The sequence below is a fragment of the Desulfitobacterium sp. PCE1 genome (assembly GCF_000384015.1).
Taxonomy (GTDB): Bacteria; Bacillota; Desulfitobacteriia; order Desulfitobacteriales; family Desulfitobacteriaceae; genus Desulfitobacterium; species Desulfitobacterium dehalogenans.
In genome coordinates, this window is record NZ_KB913023.1 from 1,588,666 (window position 1) to 1,604,346 (window position 15,681).

The 15,681-nt window shown below is 43.7% G+C and carries 20 protein-coding genes and 1 pseudogene; 10 read left to right on the top strand and 11 right to left on the bottom strand.

Going from position 1 to position 15,681, the window contains the following annotated elements; genetic code table 11:
* Positions 1-21 precede the first annotated feature (21 nt).
* Positions 22-240, bottom strand: a pseudogene (locus DESPCE1_RS23695) (hypothetical protein); the annotation flags it as partial.
* 178 nt (positions 241-418) lie between these two features.
* Here DESPCE1_RS23695 and DESPCE1_RS0107920 point away from each other — a divergent pair.
* A complete protein-coding gene (locus tag DESPCE1_RS0107920) occupies positions 419-1,984 on the top strand; it encodes a hypothetical protein (RefSeq protein ID WP_019850098.1) in 1,566 nt (521 codons plus the stop codon).
* Between the two features lie 182 nt (positions 1,985-2,166).
* On the opposite strand, the gene DESPCE1_RS0107925 is transcribed toward DESPCE1_RS0107920, so the two are convergent.
* Genes DESPCE1_RS0107925 through DESPCE1_RS0107935 form a run of 3 tightly spaced genes read right to left on the bottom strand, consistent with a single transcriptional unit; the run spans position 2,167 to position 5,510 of the window.
* On the bottom strand, positions 2,167-3,561 hold the full coding sequence (locus tag DESPCE1_RS0107925; RefSeq protein WP_019850099.1) for a VWA-like domain-containing protein: 1,395 nt from the start codon (positions 3,559-3,561) through the stop codon (positions 2,167-2,169).
* Between the two features lie 6 nt (positions 3,562-3,567).
* Positions 3,568-4,695 carry an ATP-binding protein gene (locus tag DESPCE1_RS0107930; RefSeq protein ID WP_019850100.1) on the bottom strand — a complete coding sequence of 376 codons (1,128 nt, stop codon included), beginning with the start codon at positions 4,693-4,695 and terminating at the stop codon, positions 3,568-3,570.
* 14 nt (positions 4,696-4,709) lie between these two features.
* Positions 4,710-5,510 carry a hypothetical protein gene (locus DESPCE1_RS0107935; protein ID WP_028305501.1) on the bottom strand — a complete coding sequence of 267 codons (801 nt, stop codon included), beginning with the start codon at positions 5,508-5,510 and terminating at the stop codon, positions 4,710-4,712.
* Between the two features lie 213 nt (positions 5,511-5,723).
* Between DESPCE1_RS0107935 and ald the strand changes: the two genes are divergently transcribed.
* The gene (gene ald / locus DESPCE1_RS0107940) at positions 5,724-6,839 is read left to right on the top strand and encodes an alanine dehydrogenase (protein ID WP_019850102.1); all 1,116 of its coding nucleotides are present in this window, start codon (positions 5,724-5,726) and stop codon (positions 6,837-6,839) included.
* Between the two features lie 115 nt (positions 6,840-6,954).
* On the opposite strand, the gene DESPCE1_RS0107945 is transcribed toward ald, so the two are convergent.
* Positions 6,955-7,647, bottom strand: a complete 693-nt coding sequence (locus DESPCE1_RS0107945) for a bifunctional 2-polyprenyl-6-hydroxyphenol methylase/3-demethylubiquinol 3-O-methyltransferase UbiG (RefSeq protein WP_019850103.1) — start codon at positions 7,645-7,647, stop codon at positions 6,955-6,957.
* A gap of 211 nt (positions 7,648-7,858) precedes the next feature.
* On the opposite strand from DESPCE1_RS0107945, the gene DESPCE1_RS0107950 reads away from it, so the two are divergent.
* On the top strand, positions 7,859-8,182 hold the full coding sequence (locus DESPCE1_RS0107950; protein WP_019850104.1) for a multidrug efflux SMR transporter: 324 nt from the start codon (positions 7,859-7,861) through the stop codon (positions 8,180-8,182).
* A gap of 35 nt (positions 8,183-8,217) precedes the next feature.
* Complete coding sequence (locus DESPCE1_RS0107955; protein WP_019850105.1) at positions 8,218-8,667, top strand: MarR family winged helix-turn-helix transcriptional regulator; 450 nt, start codon at positions 8,218-8,220, stop codon at positions 8,665-8,667.
* Positions 8,668-8,804: 137 nt separating this feature from the next.
* On the opposite strand, the gene DESPCE1_RS0107960 is transcribed toward DESPCE1_RS0107955, so the two are convergent.
* From DESPCE1_RS0107960 to DESPCE1_RS0107970, 3 genes are all read right to left on the bottom strand, one after another.
* A complete protein-coding gene (locus tag DESPCE1_RS0107960) occupies positions 8,805-9,047 on the bottom strand; it encodes a helix-turn-helix domain-containing protein (RefSeq protein WP_019850106.1) in 243 nt (80 codons plus the stop codon).
* 68 nt (positions 9,048-9,115) lie between these two features.
* Positions 9,116-9,313, bottom strand: coding sequence for a DUF4177 domain-containing protein (locus DESPCE1_RS0107965; protein ID WP_014793525.1), 198 nt, complete (start codon positions 9,311-9,313; stop codon positions 9,116-9,118).
* Positions 9,314-9,404: 91 nt separating this feature from the next.
* On the bottom strand, positions 9,405-9,827 hold the full coding sequence (locus tag DESPCE1_RS0107970) for a pyridoxamine 5'-phosphate oxidase family protein (protein ID WP_014793526.1): 423 nt from the start codon (positions 9,825-9,827) through the stop codon (positions 9,405-9,407).
* A 218-nt stretch (positions 9,828-10,045) separates the two neighbouring features.
* Between DESPCE1_RS0107970 and DESPCE1_RS0107975 the strand changes: the two genes are divergently transcribed.
* From DESPCE1_RS0107975 to DESPCE1_RS0107985, 3 genes are all read left to right on the top strand, one after another.
* The gene (locus tag DESPCE1_RS0107975; RefSeq protein WP_028305504.1) at positions 10,046-10,933 is read left to right on the top strand and encodes a radical SAM protein; all 888 of its coding nucleotides are present in this window, start codon (positions 10,046-10,048) and stop codon (positions 10,931-10,933) included.
* 149 nt (positions 10,934-11,082) lie between these two features.
* Entirely contained in the window at positions 11,083-11,415 is a 333-nt protein-coding gene (locus DESPCE1_RS0107980; protein WP_014793528.1) for a nucleotide pyrophosphohydrolase, read from the top strand.
* A 1-nt stretch (position 11,416) separates the two neighbouring features.
* On the top strand, positions 11,417-13,369 hold the full coding sequence (locus DESPCE1_RS0107985; RefSeq protein ID WP_019850108.1) for a DUF2075 domain-containing protein: 1,953 nt from the start codon (positions 11,417-11,419) through the stop codon (positions 13,367-13,369).
* Between the two features lie 29 nt (positions 13,370-13,398).
* On the opposite strand, the gene DESPCE1_RS0107990 is transcribed toward DESPCE1_RS0107985, so the two are convergent.
* Positions 13,399-13,707, bottom strand: a complete 309-nt coding sequence (locus tag DESPCE1_RS0107990; RefSeq protein ID WP_019850109.1) for a helix-turn-helix domain-containing protein — start codon at positions 13,705-13,707, stop codon at positions 13,399-13,401.
* A 148-nt stretch (positions 13,708-13,855) separates the two neighbouring features.
* On the opposite strand from DESPCE1_RS0107990, the gene DESPCE1_RS0107995 reads away from it, so the two are divergent.
* The gene (locus tag DESPCE1_RS0107995) at positions 13,856-14,095 is read left to right on the top strand and encodes a sporulation initiation factor Spo0A C-terminal domain-containing protein (protein ID WP_014793531.1); all 240 of its coding nucleotides are present in this window, start codon (positions 13,856-13,858) and stop codon (positions 14,093-14,095) included.
* Between the two features lie 148 nt (positions 14,096-14,243).
* On the opposite strand, the gene DESPCE1_RS0108000 is transcribed toward DESPCE1_RS0107995, so the two are convergent.
* The gene (locus tag DESPCE1_RS0108000; RefSeq protein WP_014793532.1) at positions 14,244-14,483 is read right to left on the bottom strand and encodes a DUF2922 domain-containing protein; all 240 of its coding nucleotides are present in this window, start codon (positions 14,481-14,483) and stop codon (positions 14,244-14,246) included.
* 35 nt (positions 14,484-14,518) lie between these two features.
* Complete coding sequence (locus tag DESPCE1_RS0108005) at positions 14,519-14,743, bottom strand: DUF1659 domain-containing protein (protein WP_019850110.1); 225 nt, start codon at positions 14,741-14,743, stop codon at positions 14,519-14,521.
* Between the two features lie 207 nt (positions 14,744-14,950).
* Between DESPCE1_RS0108005 and DESPCE1_RS0108010 the strand changes: the two genes are divergently transcribed.
* Together DESPCE1_RS0108010 and DESPCE1_RS21225 are read left to right on the top strand one after the other, a co-directional pair.
* A complete protein-coding gene (locus tag DESPCE1_RS0108010) occupies positions 14,951-15,358 on the top strand; it encodes a type II toxin-antitoxin system HicB family antitoxin (protein ID WP_014793534.1) in 408 nt (135 codons plus the stop codon).
* A 15-nt stretch (positions 15,359-15,373) separates the two neighbouring features.
* The coding region (locus DESPCE1_RS21225; protein ID WP_019850111.1) for a DUF3102 domain-containing protein at positions 15,374-15,681 on the top strand (308 nt) is incomplete at its 3' end.

Genomic DNA, 15,681 nt, shown 5'->3' on the forward strand with positions numbered 1-15,681 from the left:
GGTGTTGTCTATAAATCAATTTTAGATTCTTTCCTGATCCTGCATGGAAAACCCTTCCGTTTTTACATCACTCATCTTCAGCGTCTCATCTTTTACTTCCACCTGCTTCAGCTTCTTCACTATCCCATAAGGTTTGGCTAAGGAAAGCTCTTTTCCTCTCCTTGATAGGACCCAGAGGGTCTTATACTCCCGGGGGATGGTCTGGAGCTTTTCTTCGCCTTGGCCATCGGTAAAATAGATCTCGAAGGGTTTTGATCTTAAAAATATATTTTTATTGCTAGAAATTTCCTTTATAATTACTATACATGACCTATGCAGCTAGTGGAGATATATGAGAGTTTGAATAACTACAGTTCCTAAACATTCGTATCTCCTCTGGCCAAAAAGCATGAAATACGTAATTTTGGAAAGGCGTGATATGATGCAAAAAGTTCTTTTTTTACTTATTGCAGTAGCCATTTTCTTTTGCGGATGCTCCTCATCTTCTTCTCTGGATAGCCGTAACGGCATTTCTGCAAATCCTGATGAAACGGTTAGCGGCCCCACTGTTATTACCGGACGCGAAGTAATTTCCTGGTTAGATACGCGCCTGAATAAAAATGGCTATCCTACGCTGGAGATGGGGGTACACAGCGAATTGACACATGCTTTTACCGGTACATCTTATCAATGTGATTTATATATTCCAAGTCGTGGAATGTATTTATACTTCATTTCAGATCCAAAGGATGGCAGATTACATCAGTTTACTTTTTATGCGAATCACGATGAGATATCAGCTCCAGCTGAAGAATTACAAAGCTACATTTTATCTTCTTTGCCTTTTTTCTTTGAACCGGATAGATGGGAGGAGCTTAGCAATCAGCTGGCTATTGGCGTTTCGTCCGGCAAAGGACAATCTCTTGCTGCGAATGGAACTTTTGAATATTTTCATGAAAACAATGACGCTTTTACCTCTTTCAACGTTTGTGCGACTGGCGAAGAACCCATAGATATACAAGCCCTTGATTTTGCAAACGGTGAAATAACATCACAAAAGATCGATTGGACGATAGCTGACTTTGTCGCGAAGCTTGATGAATATGCTAGGAAGAAAGCGATGCCGCTTTTGTCGGATACTCGCCCTGTTTCTGTCGGGGCTGAAGATTTGGAAGGGTTGTCGCCCGACATCTGTGAAGGAATCTATTATTCACTGGGACCGGGAGTAAGGATGTACCTCTTTGCTTCTGATGCAGGCAGGCTGGAACGGGTTGAATTTATTGCTCTTTTGAATAGTGTCACATCCGACAGCCTGAGCCGGTTTGGTTACACACTTACCATAGCGGTGAATTCATTGGATAATGTGCGAGCATCCGACATCCTTGATACTATTAAAATCGATAATATCAGCCGTGAAGAGAACCGTCCCGCAGTTGGCGGGCGAATGAATTATTTTTATTCTGTAACAAACGAGAGCCTGGGCTTTTATATTTCCCGTAATTCTCCTATAGTCTCGGTGAGCAAGAACAAAGAACCGGCAAATAATATTGAAGAAGGGGCCCAATCAAAAATAGAAACGCGGGTAGAAGCAAATAATTTGGGGACTGCTGATAGTCCCGCCAAGCCGCCTGAAACTGTGAAAAAATCGGGGAATCCCTATGCGGAGGGCACTCCACGCTTTGAAGGCTGGCTTTGCGAAGAGATTGATGTGCTGTCTGATAGTACGACAGTGAAACCTGTTAATCCTAAAACATCTTTTAAATCCGGGGAAACCTTGTATCTTGCGGGCCGTTACCACGGCTGGACGGGTGAGGAAAACTTAACCCTTATCTGGAATTGGCCAGATGGCACGACATCTGAAGAAAAACGGTACTATTTGGTTGCAGGTGAGCAAGAGAGTGTGGGGTGCTCGCAATCCTGTAATCCTGGTCCAGGCAGCCTCACAATCATTATGGACAGTACGGGCCAAACGTTGGCCACATTAAAATTTACGATCACAGATTAATTCGCTTTCTGTTGCTCTTATAATTCTCCGTCATCTCAACATTGTAAAGATAATGCTTACATTATTGGCAAAAGGGAATCCTGCAAAGCCCTTTGCATTTCCAATTCGTACTTGTTGCCCCGGGTGAAGTGGCGTTACTAGAGCGGAGATAAAGAAGTTTATCAGCAAGAAATAAGAGCGGTTCAATCCAACCGCTCCTGATCCTGCATGGAAAACCCTTCTGTTTTTACATCACTCATCTTCAGTGTATTATCTTTTACTTCCACCTGCTTCAGCTTCTTCACAGCCCCATAAGGTTTTTCTAAGGAAAGCTCTTTTCCTCTCCCGGATAGGACCCAGAGGGTCTTATATCCCCGGGGGGTGGTGTAGAGCTTTTCTTCTCCTTGGCCGTCGGTAAAATAGATCAGCAGGTTGATCTTATGCTCATTAGCATATTCAAAAACCGGGGTGAAGCGGGTGCCTCCGCGGATATTGAGCCGGTCTTTAACATCTTTTAAGGTTTTGACCTTATACACCCGTCTGATGTCATTGTCGCATTCGACAATGGTGATGTCATGATTATAATTTTTAACGATGGCCAGAACTTCTTTGATCGCTTGATTAAATTCCTGATCACTGATGCTGCCGCTGATATCAAGGGCGACGAGGATTTTAGCTTTATGACTTCTTAGTTGGCCTCTTAAATCCAAGCGTTCAGGCTGTCTCCTGTTTCTGCGGGTGACGGTCTTTTTATGATTGCTGGGAACTGTTCCCATCAGCCGTTTAAGATAAAAATTCCAGGGGAGTTCCCCTTGGCTGTTGCTCAGGGAGGAGATCATGCTCTCCAAATAACCGGGAACGCTCCCTTTTTGAGCATGGGCAATAAACTTCTCCGTAAACTCCTGGAGGGTCTTATCATCCGTATCGCTGGATTCTTCCCAAAGGTCATGGGCCTTTTCTGGATCAACCTCTGTTTTTATTTCATCAGCATCTTTGTTCTCATCAGGCTCATCGGCTTCAAATAAGTCCAGGAGGGCTTGAATTTCTTCTACATAATATTCGAAAGGTTTAAAGGGCAGGAGTTTTAAAGAATAATGCAGATTGACCCATTCCAAGGTCACGGAATAGGGGGGAAGATCCTCCAGATAGGCGTTGACCACGATATTCATGGCCATATTGATGGCTAAAGCGTTGTAGCGGCTTTTTAATTCTTTGGCCCGCCATAAATGCCCGGACAGGATATGGAGTATTTCATGTTTGATGGTGCTTTCCATCTGCCTGAGATTGAGATTCAGGAAAAGCATGGGGTTAAAATGAAGAACATACTTAGCCCCTTTAAAATTCACCCCGGTTGGGCTGGCAAGATCAAAGCGGATTTCCCGGGACATCTGCATTAAAAAATAGCCATAGAAATTATCCTTGTCTTCCAGCAGGCTGAGATTGACTTTATCCACCAGGCCGAAGAATTCTTCCTTGAACTCCTGGGGGATAGGGACCCCGGTCTGCTGTCCCTGGCGTTGGGAATGATAAAACTCCTCCATAATGAGGGTTGCCTTTTCATAAAGCGTTTGAACCTGGTTCTCAAAATTACTTGTCATAAGAAATCACCTGATTGAACCATAGGATTCGAAATAGGAATCGACAAAGTCTTCATTCTCAATGGCCTGCAGATAGATTTCCGGGTAGCTGTTTTTAATATCCTTCATGATGCCGATCTTTAAATCCACTGGGTAGAGTTTCAAAAAAGCAACCAGCCTATCCATAGAGGACTGAGCATCATCAGGAGCCTTGATAAGATGAGATTCCAGGGTTTTGAGAATATTCCTGGCGGAGAGATAAAGCCGGGTATGGCTTTCCCCTTTGACCTTGTCCCGGAGGGATTCTGGCAGGGAAGTTCCCGAAAAAACGTCGTCATAAGAGATCAGAGGGGAATAATCAGATTCGGCAAAGCTCACAAATTCTTCGGCAATTACCCGTCCCACATTCCCTTTGACCACATTGAGGAAGACGGAGCGGGGAATGGAGTCTTTATTCTCTTTATAAATCTTATAACTGCTGGAAATCCGTTCATAGCTGCGGGGGGTGGCCCTGAGATCATCTTCGTTGATCTTGTGCAGATATTCAGGGAAGGTGGAGATAAATTCAATTACCTTGGGCTCAATTCCGGCCCCGATGGCCCAATCGATCCACTGATTATGCTCAGGCTCCATAGTCAGCCAGACAAAGCGATTTTCCTGGGCGGCATCCATATCCACCACCTGGTAATCAAAATCTGAGCCGTATTTGCTGGAAGGATTCATAGCGGCCAGGATGTTGACTCCTTCAGGTAAATTATAGCCGTTGATCTCCCGGTTGAGGATCAGATTCATCAGTTCCTGCTGGACCGTATGTTCACAGCGGTTGATCTCGTCGATAAACAAAAGAACGGTTTTGCCCTGAGCTATTTCTTCATCGATTTCCCGGAGTTTATGATGAACGGCATAGATCGTACTTTTCTTTTCCAGGGGACTGTCTTGCTCATTTCCTGCTCGGTAAGTTTCGATGGTTGGCAGGCCGCCGATTTCACCTTCTTTCAGAAGATTCCCGTTGATAACCACCAGGCTCCACTGGTTTTTCTGTGCCAGTTCCTTAGCTAAGGCTGTTTTGCCGATGCCGCTTTCCCCGATGATCAAGGGGACCTCTCCCGTGGCCAGGACTAAGTCAACACTTTTGAGAGTGTCTGTATAATTCATAATGGCTCCATCTCCTATACCTTCAGTTTTTCATCTACAGCTACTTTTTTTGCTTTTTTACTGCCATATTGATAAATAAACATGATCTTGTCCAGGGGCATCTGACTGCTGCTTTTATGGATAGTATGGGAATTGAGAAAATCCCGCACGTACTTTTCCTCGACGTCTTCCTGGGCTAAGGTCTCCTTTAGAACTTGCTCCAGTTCGGCTTTGGAGATATCTTTCAGCACATATTTAATCACAAGAATATTGACTTTCAGGAATTCCAGAATCTTCTCTTTGGTCAAATCTTTAACAAAGGTGATGGCGCTTTCGTGATTTTTGATCGCCAGCAGCTCAGCCTGAGGGGTGGGAGAATCGATATACCTTAAGGCATCATGGTTGATTCGGACAGCTTCTTTCTGGGCGCTGGGGCAGGGGGCTTTGATGAATCTGATCGAGTCGACATGTTTGCGCACGGCTAAGAGCTGCAGTTCTTCACTGGGATTCTTAACATATTTAATGGCCCAGCCGGCTTGATCGATGGCCAATTTAATGATCGTTTCCCCGGGGTTTTTAATGTGCTCTAAATTAACCCAGCTATCCTTGATGGCTTTGATCATCATCTCTTCCGTTGGATCATCGATAAATTGGATGGCCCGGCTGTTATTGGCCAGGGCCAATTCCTGCATCTCCCGGGTGGGATTTTCGATATATTTTAAGGTCAGGCCGTTTTTTTGCACAGCCAATAACTTTATCTCATCGGGGGGATCGGTGATGTAGGCTATGGCGTTGGGATTGCTCTTTATTATTTCCATAAGTTTTGCTTTTTCCATCATGTGCGTTCCTTCTGTGGTTATTTTGTAGGGGATCTCAATAGTATGATTATACTACCGGATTAAATAAGGGTCTATATGATGGTGCAGCTCTGAAGATAGCAAAGTGTACCTGTCTGAATATATTTTTATTTACAATTTCTTTTCTATTATATATGATTAGATTATTGTGAAATATTTTATAGAAAAGAAATTGGATAAAAGGTGAGTAAAATGATTGTTGGAATACCAAAAGAAATTAAAATCTATGAGAATCGCGTAGGCATGCCACCTGCCGGTATTGACGCTCTTGTTAAGGCCGGTCACACTTGTTATCTGGAAAAATCGGCCGGCTTAGGCAGTGGTTTTACGGATGAGGAATATAGAGAGGCCGGTGCACTTATTCTTGATACTGCCCAAGAAGTCTATGAACGGGCAGAGATGATCGTTAAAGTTAAAGAACCCTTAAAATCGGAGTATTCTTTTTTAAGGGAAAATCAAATCCTCTTCACCTATCTTCATTTGGCTCCGAATCATGAGTTGACACAAGCCCTTTTGGAGGCTAAGGTAGTCGGTATAGCTTATGAAACAGTAGAGCTTCCTAATAGATCATTGCCGCTGCTGGCACCTATGAGTGAAGTAGCCGGTCGCATGGCCATTCAAGTAGGTGCCCATTTGCTGGAAAAAACCAATGGTGGAAGAGGGATGCTTTTGGGTGGCGTCTCAGGGGTGGAGCCGGCTAAGGTCGTTATCATCGGCGGTGGTAATGTGGGCATTAATGCTGTGAAGATCGCAGTCGGATTAGGTGCTCAGGTTATCGTGCTGGATGTCAGCGGCGCCAGACTGGCCTATCTGGATGATATTTTTGGCGGTCGGGTCGTTACCTTGATGTCCAATAATTATAATATTGCCAAAGCGGTTAGGAGAGCCGACTTAGTTATTGGTGCCGTACTAATTCCCGGTGCCAAGACCCCTAAGGTGGTTACTGAAGAGATGGTAAAAACCATGAAACCTGGTGCGGTACTGGTGGATGTGGCCATTGACCAAGGTGGAGCCATTGAGAGTATGGATCGTGTTACCTCCCTTGATGATCCCTATTTCATTAAGCATGATGTGATCCACTATTCAGTAGGCAATATGCCTGGAGCAGTGCCTCGGACATCGACCATGGCTTTAACGAATGCAACCTTGCCCTATGTATTGAGAATTGCTAATTTGGGTGCTGAAAAAGCGATGCTTGAAGATGAAGCACTAAGAAAAGGACTTAATTTATACAAAGGAAAGTTGACGATTAAGACGGTTGCGGAGGCTCAAGGCTTAGAGTATACCTCCAGTGAAGAACTCTTTTAGATTTTAAGGAAAGTTTCCCACTATCTTTAAGATGACTTACCGATAAGAAAAGGACCTATGGAAAACCTTGATGAGAAAAGGTTTTCCATAGGTCCTTTTGAGTTTTTTTATTGGATTAGCCCTTGGTCCATTTGGCTACGACAAACCCGGGATTGCCCTCCCTTTTCTTCTCCAGAAGAAGAGCCTCGGCTGCTGTTTGAATATTCGGCGGGAAGAAAAGACATTCCCCGATTTCGGCAGGTGCCCCGATCTGCCAGGAAGATATCTCTTCTTTGGTATAAAGGGCGGCACGGGCAAAGACGGAATCCGGCTTCCTGCGGACTGCCTCCTCATAGTAGTCGCTCCAGGCGCTCTCACCGGCGATAAGTCCGATCAGCAGACAACCCCCGGGCTTTAAATGATTGAACAGTTTTTGCAGGACCTTTTCCGGTTCCGGGACGAATTCAAAGGCGGTCATGGAAAAAATCCCATCATAGGTCTCCAGCTGATCCAGAATTTCGGTAATATCCGCGTGCCACCAGTGCACAGGTTTGGTTTGGGGAGTGGTTTCCTGAAGAGCGGCGATTTTCTTTTGGGCCAGATCCATCATTTCTCCGGAAATATCTATAGCAGTGACCTCGTAGCCTTCTTGGAGGAGCCAGCTTGTATATTGTCCGGTGCCGCAACCGATCTCCAGAACCTTGGGACCCGGGGCTTTGAACATGGACTGGGCCAGGTGACGTTCGACTTGATCGGAGACGGAGCCAAGCTCGGTATCATACCAGGAATCATAATGGGCTGCAACGGGGTCAAAAAGTGCTTTATTCATTGGCGATCACCCTCTGTCTTATTTTTAAGTTTAAGTTTCTACTTCTTGCTTTTTAATTCCTTCTTCAGTGAGCTTTTAGTCGACTTCATTTCATGGCGTAAACGATTTTGAAAAAGGGGATAGAAAGGGGGGCGCGCATTGACAAATCTTCAATCAAATCATATGATAATATAGTCCATAGTTGGACTATTTTTGTATGAGGAGGATTTCTATGCAATGGGTTTATTTAGCCCTGGCTATTTTACTTGAAATTTTTGGGACAACACTGATGAAAATGTCCGATGGACTGACTAAAATGCTGCCCACCGCAGGAATGTTCCTGGCCTATGCTTTATGTTTTGGTTCCTTGGCCTTGGCATTAAAGAAAATACCCGTTAGCGTGGCCTATGCCATATGGTCCGGAGTTGGGATTGTTATTATATCAGCGATAGGAATTGTAGTGTTTAAAGAAACCATCAATACCCTGAAAGTCGTATCCATAGTCCTTATTATCGCGGGAGTGGTGGGTTTGAACTTAAGTGGTACGGCTCATTAATCGGCTTAGCATCATGCATGAAGGAGATTATGGATATGGATGATAATATTCTGGAACAGATTGATACTTATTATGATTTTTGGTTCCAGATTAACGATATCTATCGTGTTTGGGCACAGAAACATAATACCAATGAAACGACGGTGTTTATACTTCATGTCATTGATGCCGGCGCACCTTTTTGTACCCAGAATGAAATCGGAAGTAAACTTTTTTTGCCGAAACAAACGGTTTCCATCGTCCTTTCCGGACTTGAGAAAAAGGGATATATTGTGAGGGAACCCAATCCCAGCGACCGCAGAAACAAGATTGTCAAATTTACAGAACAAGGAGCTCACTATGCACGCAGCATACTTGATGAACTCAGAGCTATGGAATTAGAAGCCTTCGCTAGTATTCCGCCGGAAAAGCGCCTGGCGATATCGGAAACATTTTCTTTGCTGGCAGGGTCTTTAAGCAAAGCTTCTCTAAACCGCTTGGAATAGTTCATTCCAAGCGGTTTAATTTAAAAGGTTATCCTCAGACCAGAAAAGTTTGGATTGAACGGATCAACACATATAGAGGTTGGAAAAAGTGTTTTACGGCAACAACAAAGAAGAACCCCTGGCGGCTCCTAGATAAACTACTTAATTTCCTGCTCCAAATTGACAAACAACTCACTGTCAAAAAAAGACCGAACACTGATTCCGAGCCCGTCACACAACTTTTTTATAGTGCCTATGCCGGCGTTATATGTTTTACCGCTCATAATATCATTGACAGTCGATTGCGTAATGCCTGAAATGTTGCTGAGAGCATTAATGCTCAAATTCCTCTCCCCGCACAGCTCTTCTATACGGCGAATTACCGCTTGAGAAATATTCATGCTATCACCTCAAAAAGAAACGCTATCCTTATAATTCACAGGATAGCTGCCAAACAAAATAGGTTTACTTATTTTATCCTGCGTTTAAATGTCGAGATAATCCACCTTGTACTGCCATAGCTTTGAGCGGCAGCCACTGTGCTTACTAGTTCCCATCCTTGTGAACCTAATTGGTTCAGTTCATTTTGGAATGTATTTTTGTCAACTTTACCCCCTAATATTCCTTTAGCATCAGTAAACAGTGTTTTGTACTCGAAATTTTCCATAGTCTCACGCTCCAATTATAGCTGTTTTAAAATGACATATTACCCCAAAACATAATAATAAATAAACTGTAAACCGTGTATCCCGAGTGGTTCATTCAATAATAAAATCTTCCGAACTAAAATTAGTATAGTACCGTCCTGTATTTGCCGTAAATTTTAACACGCAATAGTCTGGGTCGGTAACACCTTGCGGATAGTACATAGTGTCACCCTCTTGCCATATCATTTCCTTGCTGGCCGCATCTTCCAATACTTCCATCACACCCTTAAGCATGACACCACGAAAAAATCTTTTATCACAAAAGTATATACATGCTTTGGGATTCTCACGGTATTGAGCCACACGCTTTGATGAAGTGTTGGTTGTGAAATAGAAAGTTTTGATATCATCTCGTTTTCTTGGCGGCAACATGGCCTTTAAGTTTGGAAAGCCTTCGTCATCAACCGAACCTATGAAAGAAACACTTTGTTTATCAATTAAATTGCCGATGGTCTGCTTTATATCCTTCATCATGCTCTCTGCCAGCCCCTTATCAGTCTATTTGAGGCAATTATAACTCATCATTTCCAAATGGTAAATTACCCGCTTTTATTGGTTAGCCGATAAAAGCAATTTAACCCTTAAATTATTGTCCCATCATAGGTAAAAAAGCTATAATGATGTTGGAATATATGTAAAGGGTATAGATATGGGGGTAATGCAAGGATACTGCCTAAGGAGCTGCGATTATGATGGAATTCATTCCTGCCAAAACGATTCTATCCGGGTATGCTGAAAACAACCCTTGGTTTGGCTGCAATTATACTATGAATATCTACAAAGGCTGCTGTCATGGCTGTATTTACTGTGATAGCCGGAGCGAATGCTACAGAGTGGATCATTTCGATGAGGTAAGAGCAAAGGAAAACGCCCTTGCCTTAATTGAGCGCGAGCTCAGCTCAAAACGCAAAAAGGGCGTTGTCGGCACAGGAGCCATGAGTGATCCCTACAATCCATTTGAAAAAAAGTATGGGCTTACAAGAGGTGCTTTGGAGCTGATCAATCGGTATGGATTTGGTGCGGCGATTGCTACAAAAAGTGATCTGATTGTCCGGGATATAGAACTTCTTAAGGAGATAGGCAAGCATTCACCGGTGCTGGTAAAGATAACGGTTACCACTGCCGATGATTTGCTGTGCAGTAAAATCGAACCTCATGTAGCCCTTTCATCCCGGCGGCTTGAAGCAATCGAAAAGCTGACTCAAGAAGGGATTTTTGCCGGTATATTATTAATGCCTGTGCTGCCGTTTATTGAAGATACAGAGGAGAATATCAGCCGGATTATTGAACTTGCTCATCAAAAAGGGGCAAAATTTATCTATCCTGCCTTCGGAGTAACCTTAAGACAGAATCAAAGGGCATGGTACTATAGAAAATTGGATGAATTATTTCCATCCATTAAAGAAAAGTACATAGAAAGCTATGGGAACGCTTATGAATGCCGTTCCCTTAAGGCCAGGGAATTGTGGAGTTTATTTCGGGATAAATGCGACCAATATGGGATTCTTTACAAGATGCCGGACATCATAGCGGGTTACAAAGGGTCTTGCCGGATGGAACAACTTTCGTTGTTTGAGTAAGCCCTTCTGAAAGGTTTGCAAGCAAACCTCCCACTATGACACCAGACTTTTACGCAGTGATATTGTAGCAGAATAGGAGGGGGGTGATATAATTTAGATGAATACTTTAAGACGGAAATTCAAAAGCGTATAGCGTTTCGGAGGCAGAAATGGATGAAAGAATAATTGCGGAAATACTAAAATTTCGTGATGAACGTGGATGGAAGCAATATCACAACCCTAAAGATCTCGCGATATCCCTTTCTCTGGAAGTAGCGGAACTATTGGAGAACTTTCAATGGTCATCTTCCGAAGAGGCTGTTAGTAAACGGATTCCTAACATTAGAGAAGAACTTGCGGATGTGCTGATTTATTCGGTGCTGTTTGCCGAGGCGGTTGGCCTGGACTTGAACGATATTATCATGGAAAAGCTCAGTATGAATAACCAAAAATATCCTATTGAAAAAGCCTTTGGCAAAAAAGAAAAGTATACGGAGTTATGACATGCTTGTTTATGCTGAATTAAAAAAAGACTTTATGCAGCACGTTCGGGATAACCGGATCTCCGATATGATCCTTGATTCCATGAAACGGAAATTCGGGCGCGGAGTTGGAAAATCTGAACAGCAGTCCTGGCAGGTTTCCCTGCAGTTTATGCGCAATATTCTCGACGACACGGCAATTCCGGATAATTCAGGAATTGCAATTGAATATAATATTCCGCAGACCGGAAGAAGAATCGACTTCATTATTTCGGGATATGACGAGAATAGAAGCGGAAATGTCATCATTATTGAGCTTAAACAATGGGATGAGGCGAAATTGTCAAGATTGAACGACCACGTTCAAGTCGCGCCATACGGTGATGTCCAACATCCTTCATATCAGGCCTGGTCCTATAAAACACTTATGGAGGATTACAATACAATCATTCAACAGGAGCAGATTGGCTTATATCCGTGTGCTTATCTTCATAACTATAAAGAAGATGAAAACGTACCGGTTATCAGAAATTCATTCTACGAAAAGTATTTGCGTGAAGCCCCAGCTTTTCTGAAGAATGACAGTGAAAAATTGCGCAGTTTCATCAAACGGTTCATCAAACATGGCGATAAAAAAGAAGTGCTTTATAAAATAGATGCCGGTAAGATTCGCCCGTCCAAAAATCTGGCCAATTGTCTCGCCTCTTTGATGGCGGGCAAACGGGAATTCGTTCTTATCGAAGAACAAAAAACCGTTTATGAAACGGCATTGGCTTTAGCTGATACAGTGACCGGAAAGAAGAAGCGTGTACTCATTGTCAGAGGAGGACCGGGAACAGGGAAATCTGTTGTTGCAATTAATTTAATCGTTGAATTGACGAAGCGGGAAAAGATGGTTCACTACGTGACAAGCAACGCGGCCCCGCGGGCGATATACGAGGCGAGACTATCCGGTGAGATGCGCAAAACCCGTATCTCCAATATGTTCAAGGGGGCAACCGTTTATCAGGGTTTAGAGGAAAATGCCATGGATGTATTGATCGTTGATGAGGCGCATCGCTTGAGTGCTCGTAACCTCCTCAATACGTATAAAGGAAATCAAGTTAAAGACCTGATCAATGCTGCGAAGCTAACCGTATTTTTCCTGGACGAAGCACAAAAAGTACTGATCGAGGATATTGGCAGTGAAGAGGAAATCGTCAAACAGTCAAAGGCTTTCGGCGCGGAAGTGACGGTAAAGGATTTGCCATCTCAGTTCCGCTGCAATGGATCTGATGGCTATCTTGCATGGCTTGACACTACGCTTGGCATTCGTGAAACGGCAAATATGACCCTTGAAGGTATTGATTATGATTTCAGGATAATAGACTCTCCCGCTGAATTACACCGCTTGATTCGCGAAAAAAATGTGTCGGTGAATTCCGGAAGCGGGTCGAGAATGGTTGCGGGGTATTGTTGGCCATGGGCCAGCAAGAAAAATCCCATAGCTACAGATATCAATATCGGAGATTATCAGGTCAGATGGAACAAAAGCAGTGATGGATCTCTGTGGGCTATTGCGGAAGATTCAATTGAGGAGATAGGGTGTATTCATACTTGCCAGGGACTCGAGTTTGATTACGTCGGTGTAATTATCGGTGAGGATCTGATCATTAAGGATGGTGTGATCGTAACCCAACCTGAAGCCCGTGACAAAGTGGATGCCAATAAAACCCTTCGAGGCTATAAAACGATGATAAAGGATAAGGATCCCTCTGTTGTGGAAAAGGCGAAGCTCATGGCGGATGAGGTCATTCGGAATACCTATAAGGTACTGATGACGCGAGGGCAAAAGGGGTGTTATGTTTACTGCTGTAATAGAGAATTAGCTGAATATCTGAAAAGCAGGATTAGTGGTCCCCGTTATAGCTGTAATGAAAAGAGCTATTCAATGGCGGCAGAAGAGCCTAACAAGAAGTATAAAGGAAGAGAATAATAAAAACTGAAGCAGGTGCTAGTACTGCTTCAGTTTTTTAGGCCTTTGATTATTTCATGAATGTTGGTTATTTGCTTTTCGTCCAAGGTCTTTAAATCCTCGATGATCTCCCTTATTAAAGCCGGATAGCTTGTGCTTTCGTCAAAGAATTCCTTGGGGGAGATTTTGAAGTATTCGCAGATATAAAAGAATACTTGCATAGAGGGCATGGATTTTCCGTTTTCAATATGATTGATATAGTTTTCATTCTGCCCAATGGATAAGCTCATATCACGGGCAGAAACCTTTTTCATAGTTCTCAGTTTGGCTATTCGCTCAGATAGAAATTTTTCATACATATGTACCACCACCTATATACAATATTGTACATTTCATTAAAGATATATTCACAATATCTGAAGTCCTGTTTTAATTGACGTACAATATTAAATATTGTAATATTGAATGAATTACAATATTAGAAGGCGTGAAGGATGGCAAACCGGTATGAATATGAGAAATATATATCGTAAAACTGCAAAAAAACATGGTGTAACTGTTGCAGAAGTTAAAAAGGGCATGCAGGCTGCTATTGATCTTGCTTACACAAAAACTGACAAATCCGATCGTGAAAAGATGATGCAAGAGAGTATACCTCGTAGGAGTGAAGTACCTACAGCGGGTGAATTTGTTGAATCTGTAGCTCATAAATTGCTAAAGGAGATGGTAAAAGCTGAGAGAGGCTGAATTGAACTTAAAAAGGGTGCTGGAGATGCTGAGGCGGAAAAGGTAGACAGCACGACTTTCGGAAAAATAGCAGCTTAAGAAGATCAAGGGGCGGCCAGACGGCCGCCTCTTGATTTAGGCACGACCAATGACCCTGCTGAGCCCCCGTTTAAGCTTGAGGGGGATCATACATGTCATTGGTCATCGTTCCCACGATCCGAATATCTCTCTTTCCGGTCAGCTCTCCGCTGGCGGAAAGAAAGATATTCTTTTCAATAACCGTATCCATAGCGGCTTCGATTTCACCTTTAGTCAAATCCGGCCTGGGGTCATCCAGGCTGAAGGAAAACGCTTTGTTACCCGTCGTATTAAAGGTCAACCGCAGAACCGTTTTGTTTATGATGGCCATCGCTGCACCTCCTTTCTGGTCAATGCTTCCGAGAGTTACTCGTCTATCAGATCGAAATTCTTCCTGAGAATCGTCTGAATCACCAGGCGTTCGCTCAGGCCGAATAAAGCTGCCGCCACATCATAAATATCTTGGTCCGTAGCGTCGGCTTTGACATTGTTCAGGCTTTTTTGCCTGATGATCGGAGCACCGGAGGGGGTTTCGCCAACCTGATATCTTATCACTACCGTCGAACTCAATGGATAAGCTACTACACCCATGTGCGTCACCCTCCTTTCTGCAGTATTGACCGGCCGGGAGAACCCGTCCTGTCCATTTATCTTATGGGCTTGTTCATCCGGAGGTGACAGAGGCAAGGACGGCTTTGTTAAGGAAGGGTTATTCTTAAAAATATCATTTGGTTCGTCACACTTAAGACCTTGACCGCATAGTCTATGAATAGATTAACCAAAAAGGACGCGGTAATCATGATCATGAACTATGTCTTTCCGGCCATCGTCGAGTACAATGCCCTATCGGGCAGGTATATCGTCATTTTCCCGGATCTGCCGGACCTTATCTGCCAGGGGGAAACACCGGAAGACGCTTTTCACCAGGCGGAGCTTTCTTTGGAGATTTATCTGTATCGTATGGAAAAGGACAAGAAACAGGTCCCGGAAGCCTCCGATCCTGCAAACTGGCAAAAGCGGGAGGACGCCGTGGTCATTGTGCTGGAAGCTGATATGTTGGAGGTCCGGCGGGCCCTTGATAAGAAATCGGTTTCCAAATGTATCATGATTCCTAAATGGTTAAAGGATCTGGGGGAAGAAAATGGTGTGGATTTCGTCCGAATCCTGAAGGAAGGGTTAATGGATGAGCTGGGAATTCCCGATTAAAGGCAGGGAACCTTGATGGAGGATTTGAGCATAGAACGCACGCCGCTTTTAATTGCGGCTGAAATAAATACGATTAAACATCAGGTGAGCAAAGTTCTTCTCTTCAGTGCCATCGAGATCGGCTGCCGCCTGGCGGAGGCCAAAAGTCTGATCCCCTATGGGGAATGGGGCAAGTGGCTGGAAGAATCAGTAAGTTATTCTCAGAGAACAGCAAACAACCTGATCCGCCTGTTTGAGGAGTATGGATCCAACCAGCCTGCTTTACAAGATTCGCAAGCGCTTGCCAAACAGGGAACTGCAAAAGGCGGTTCAAGAGCGGAACC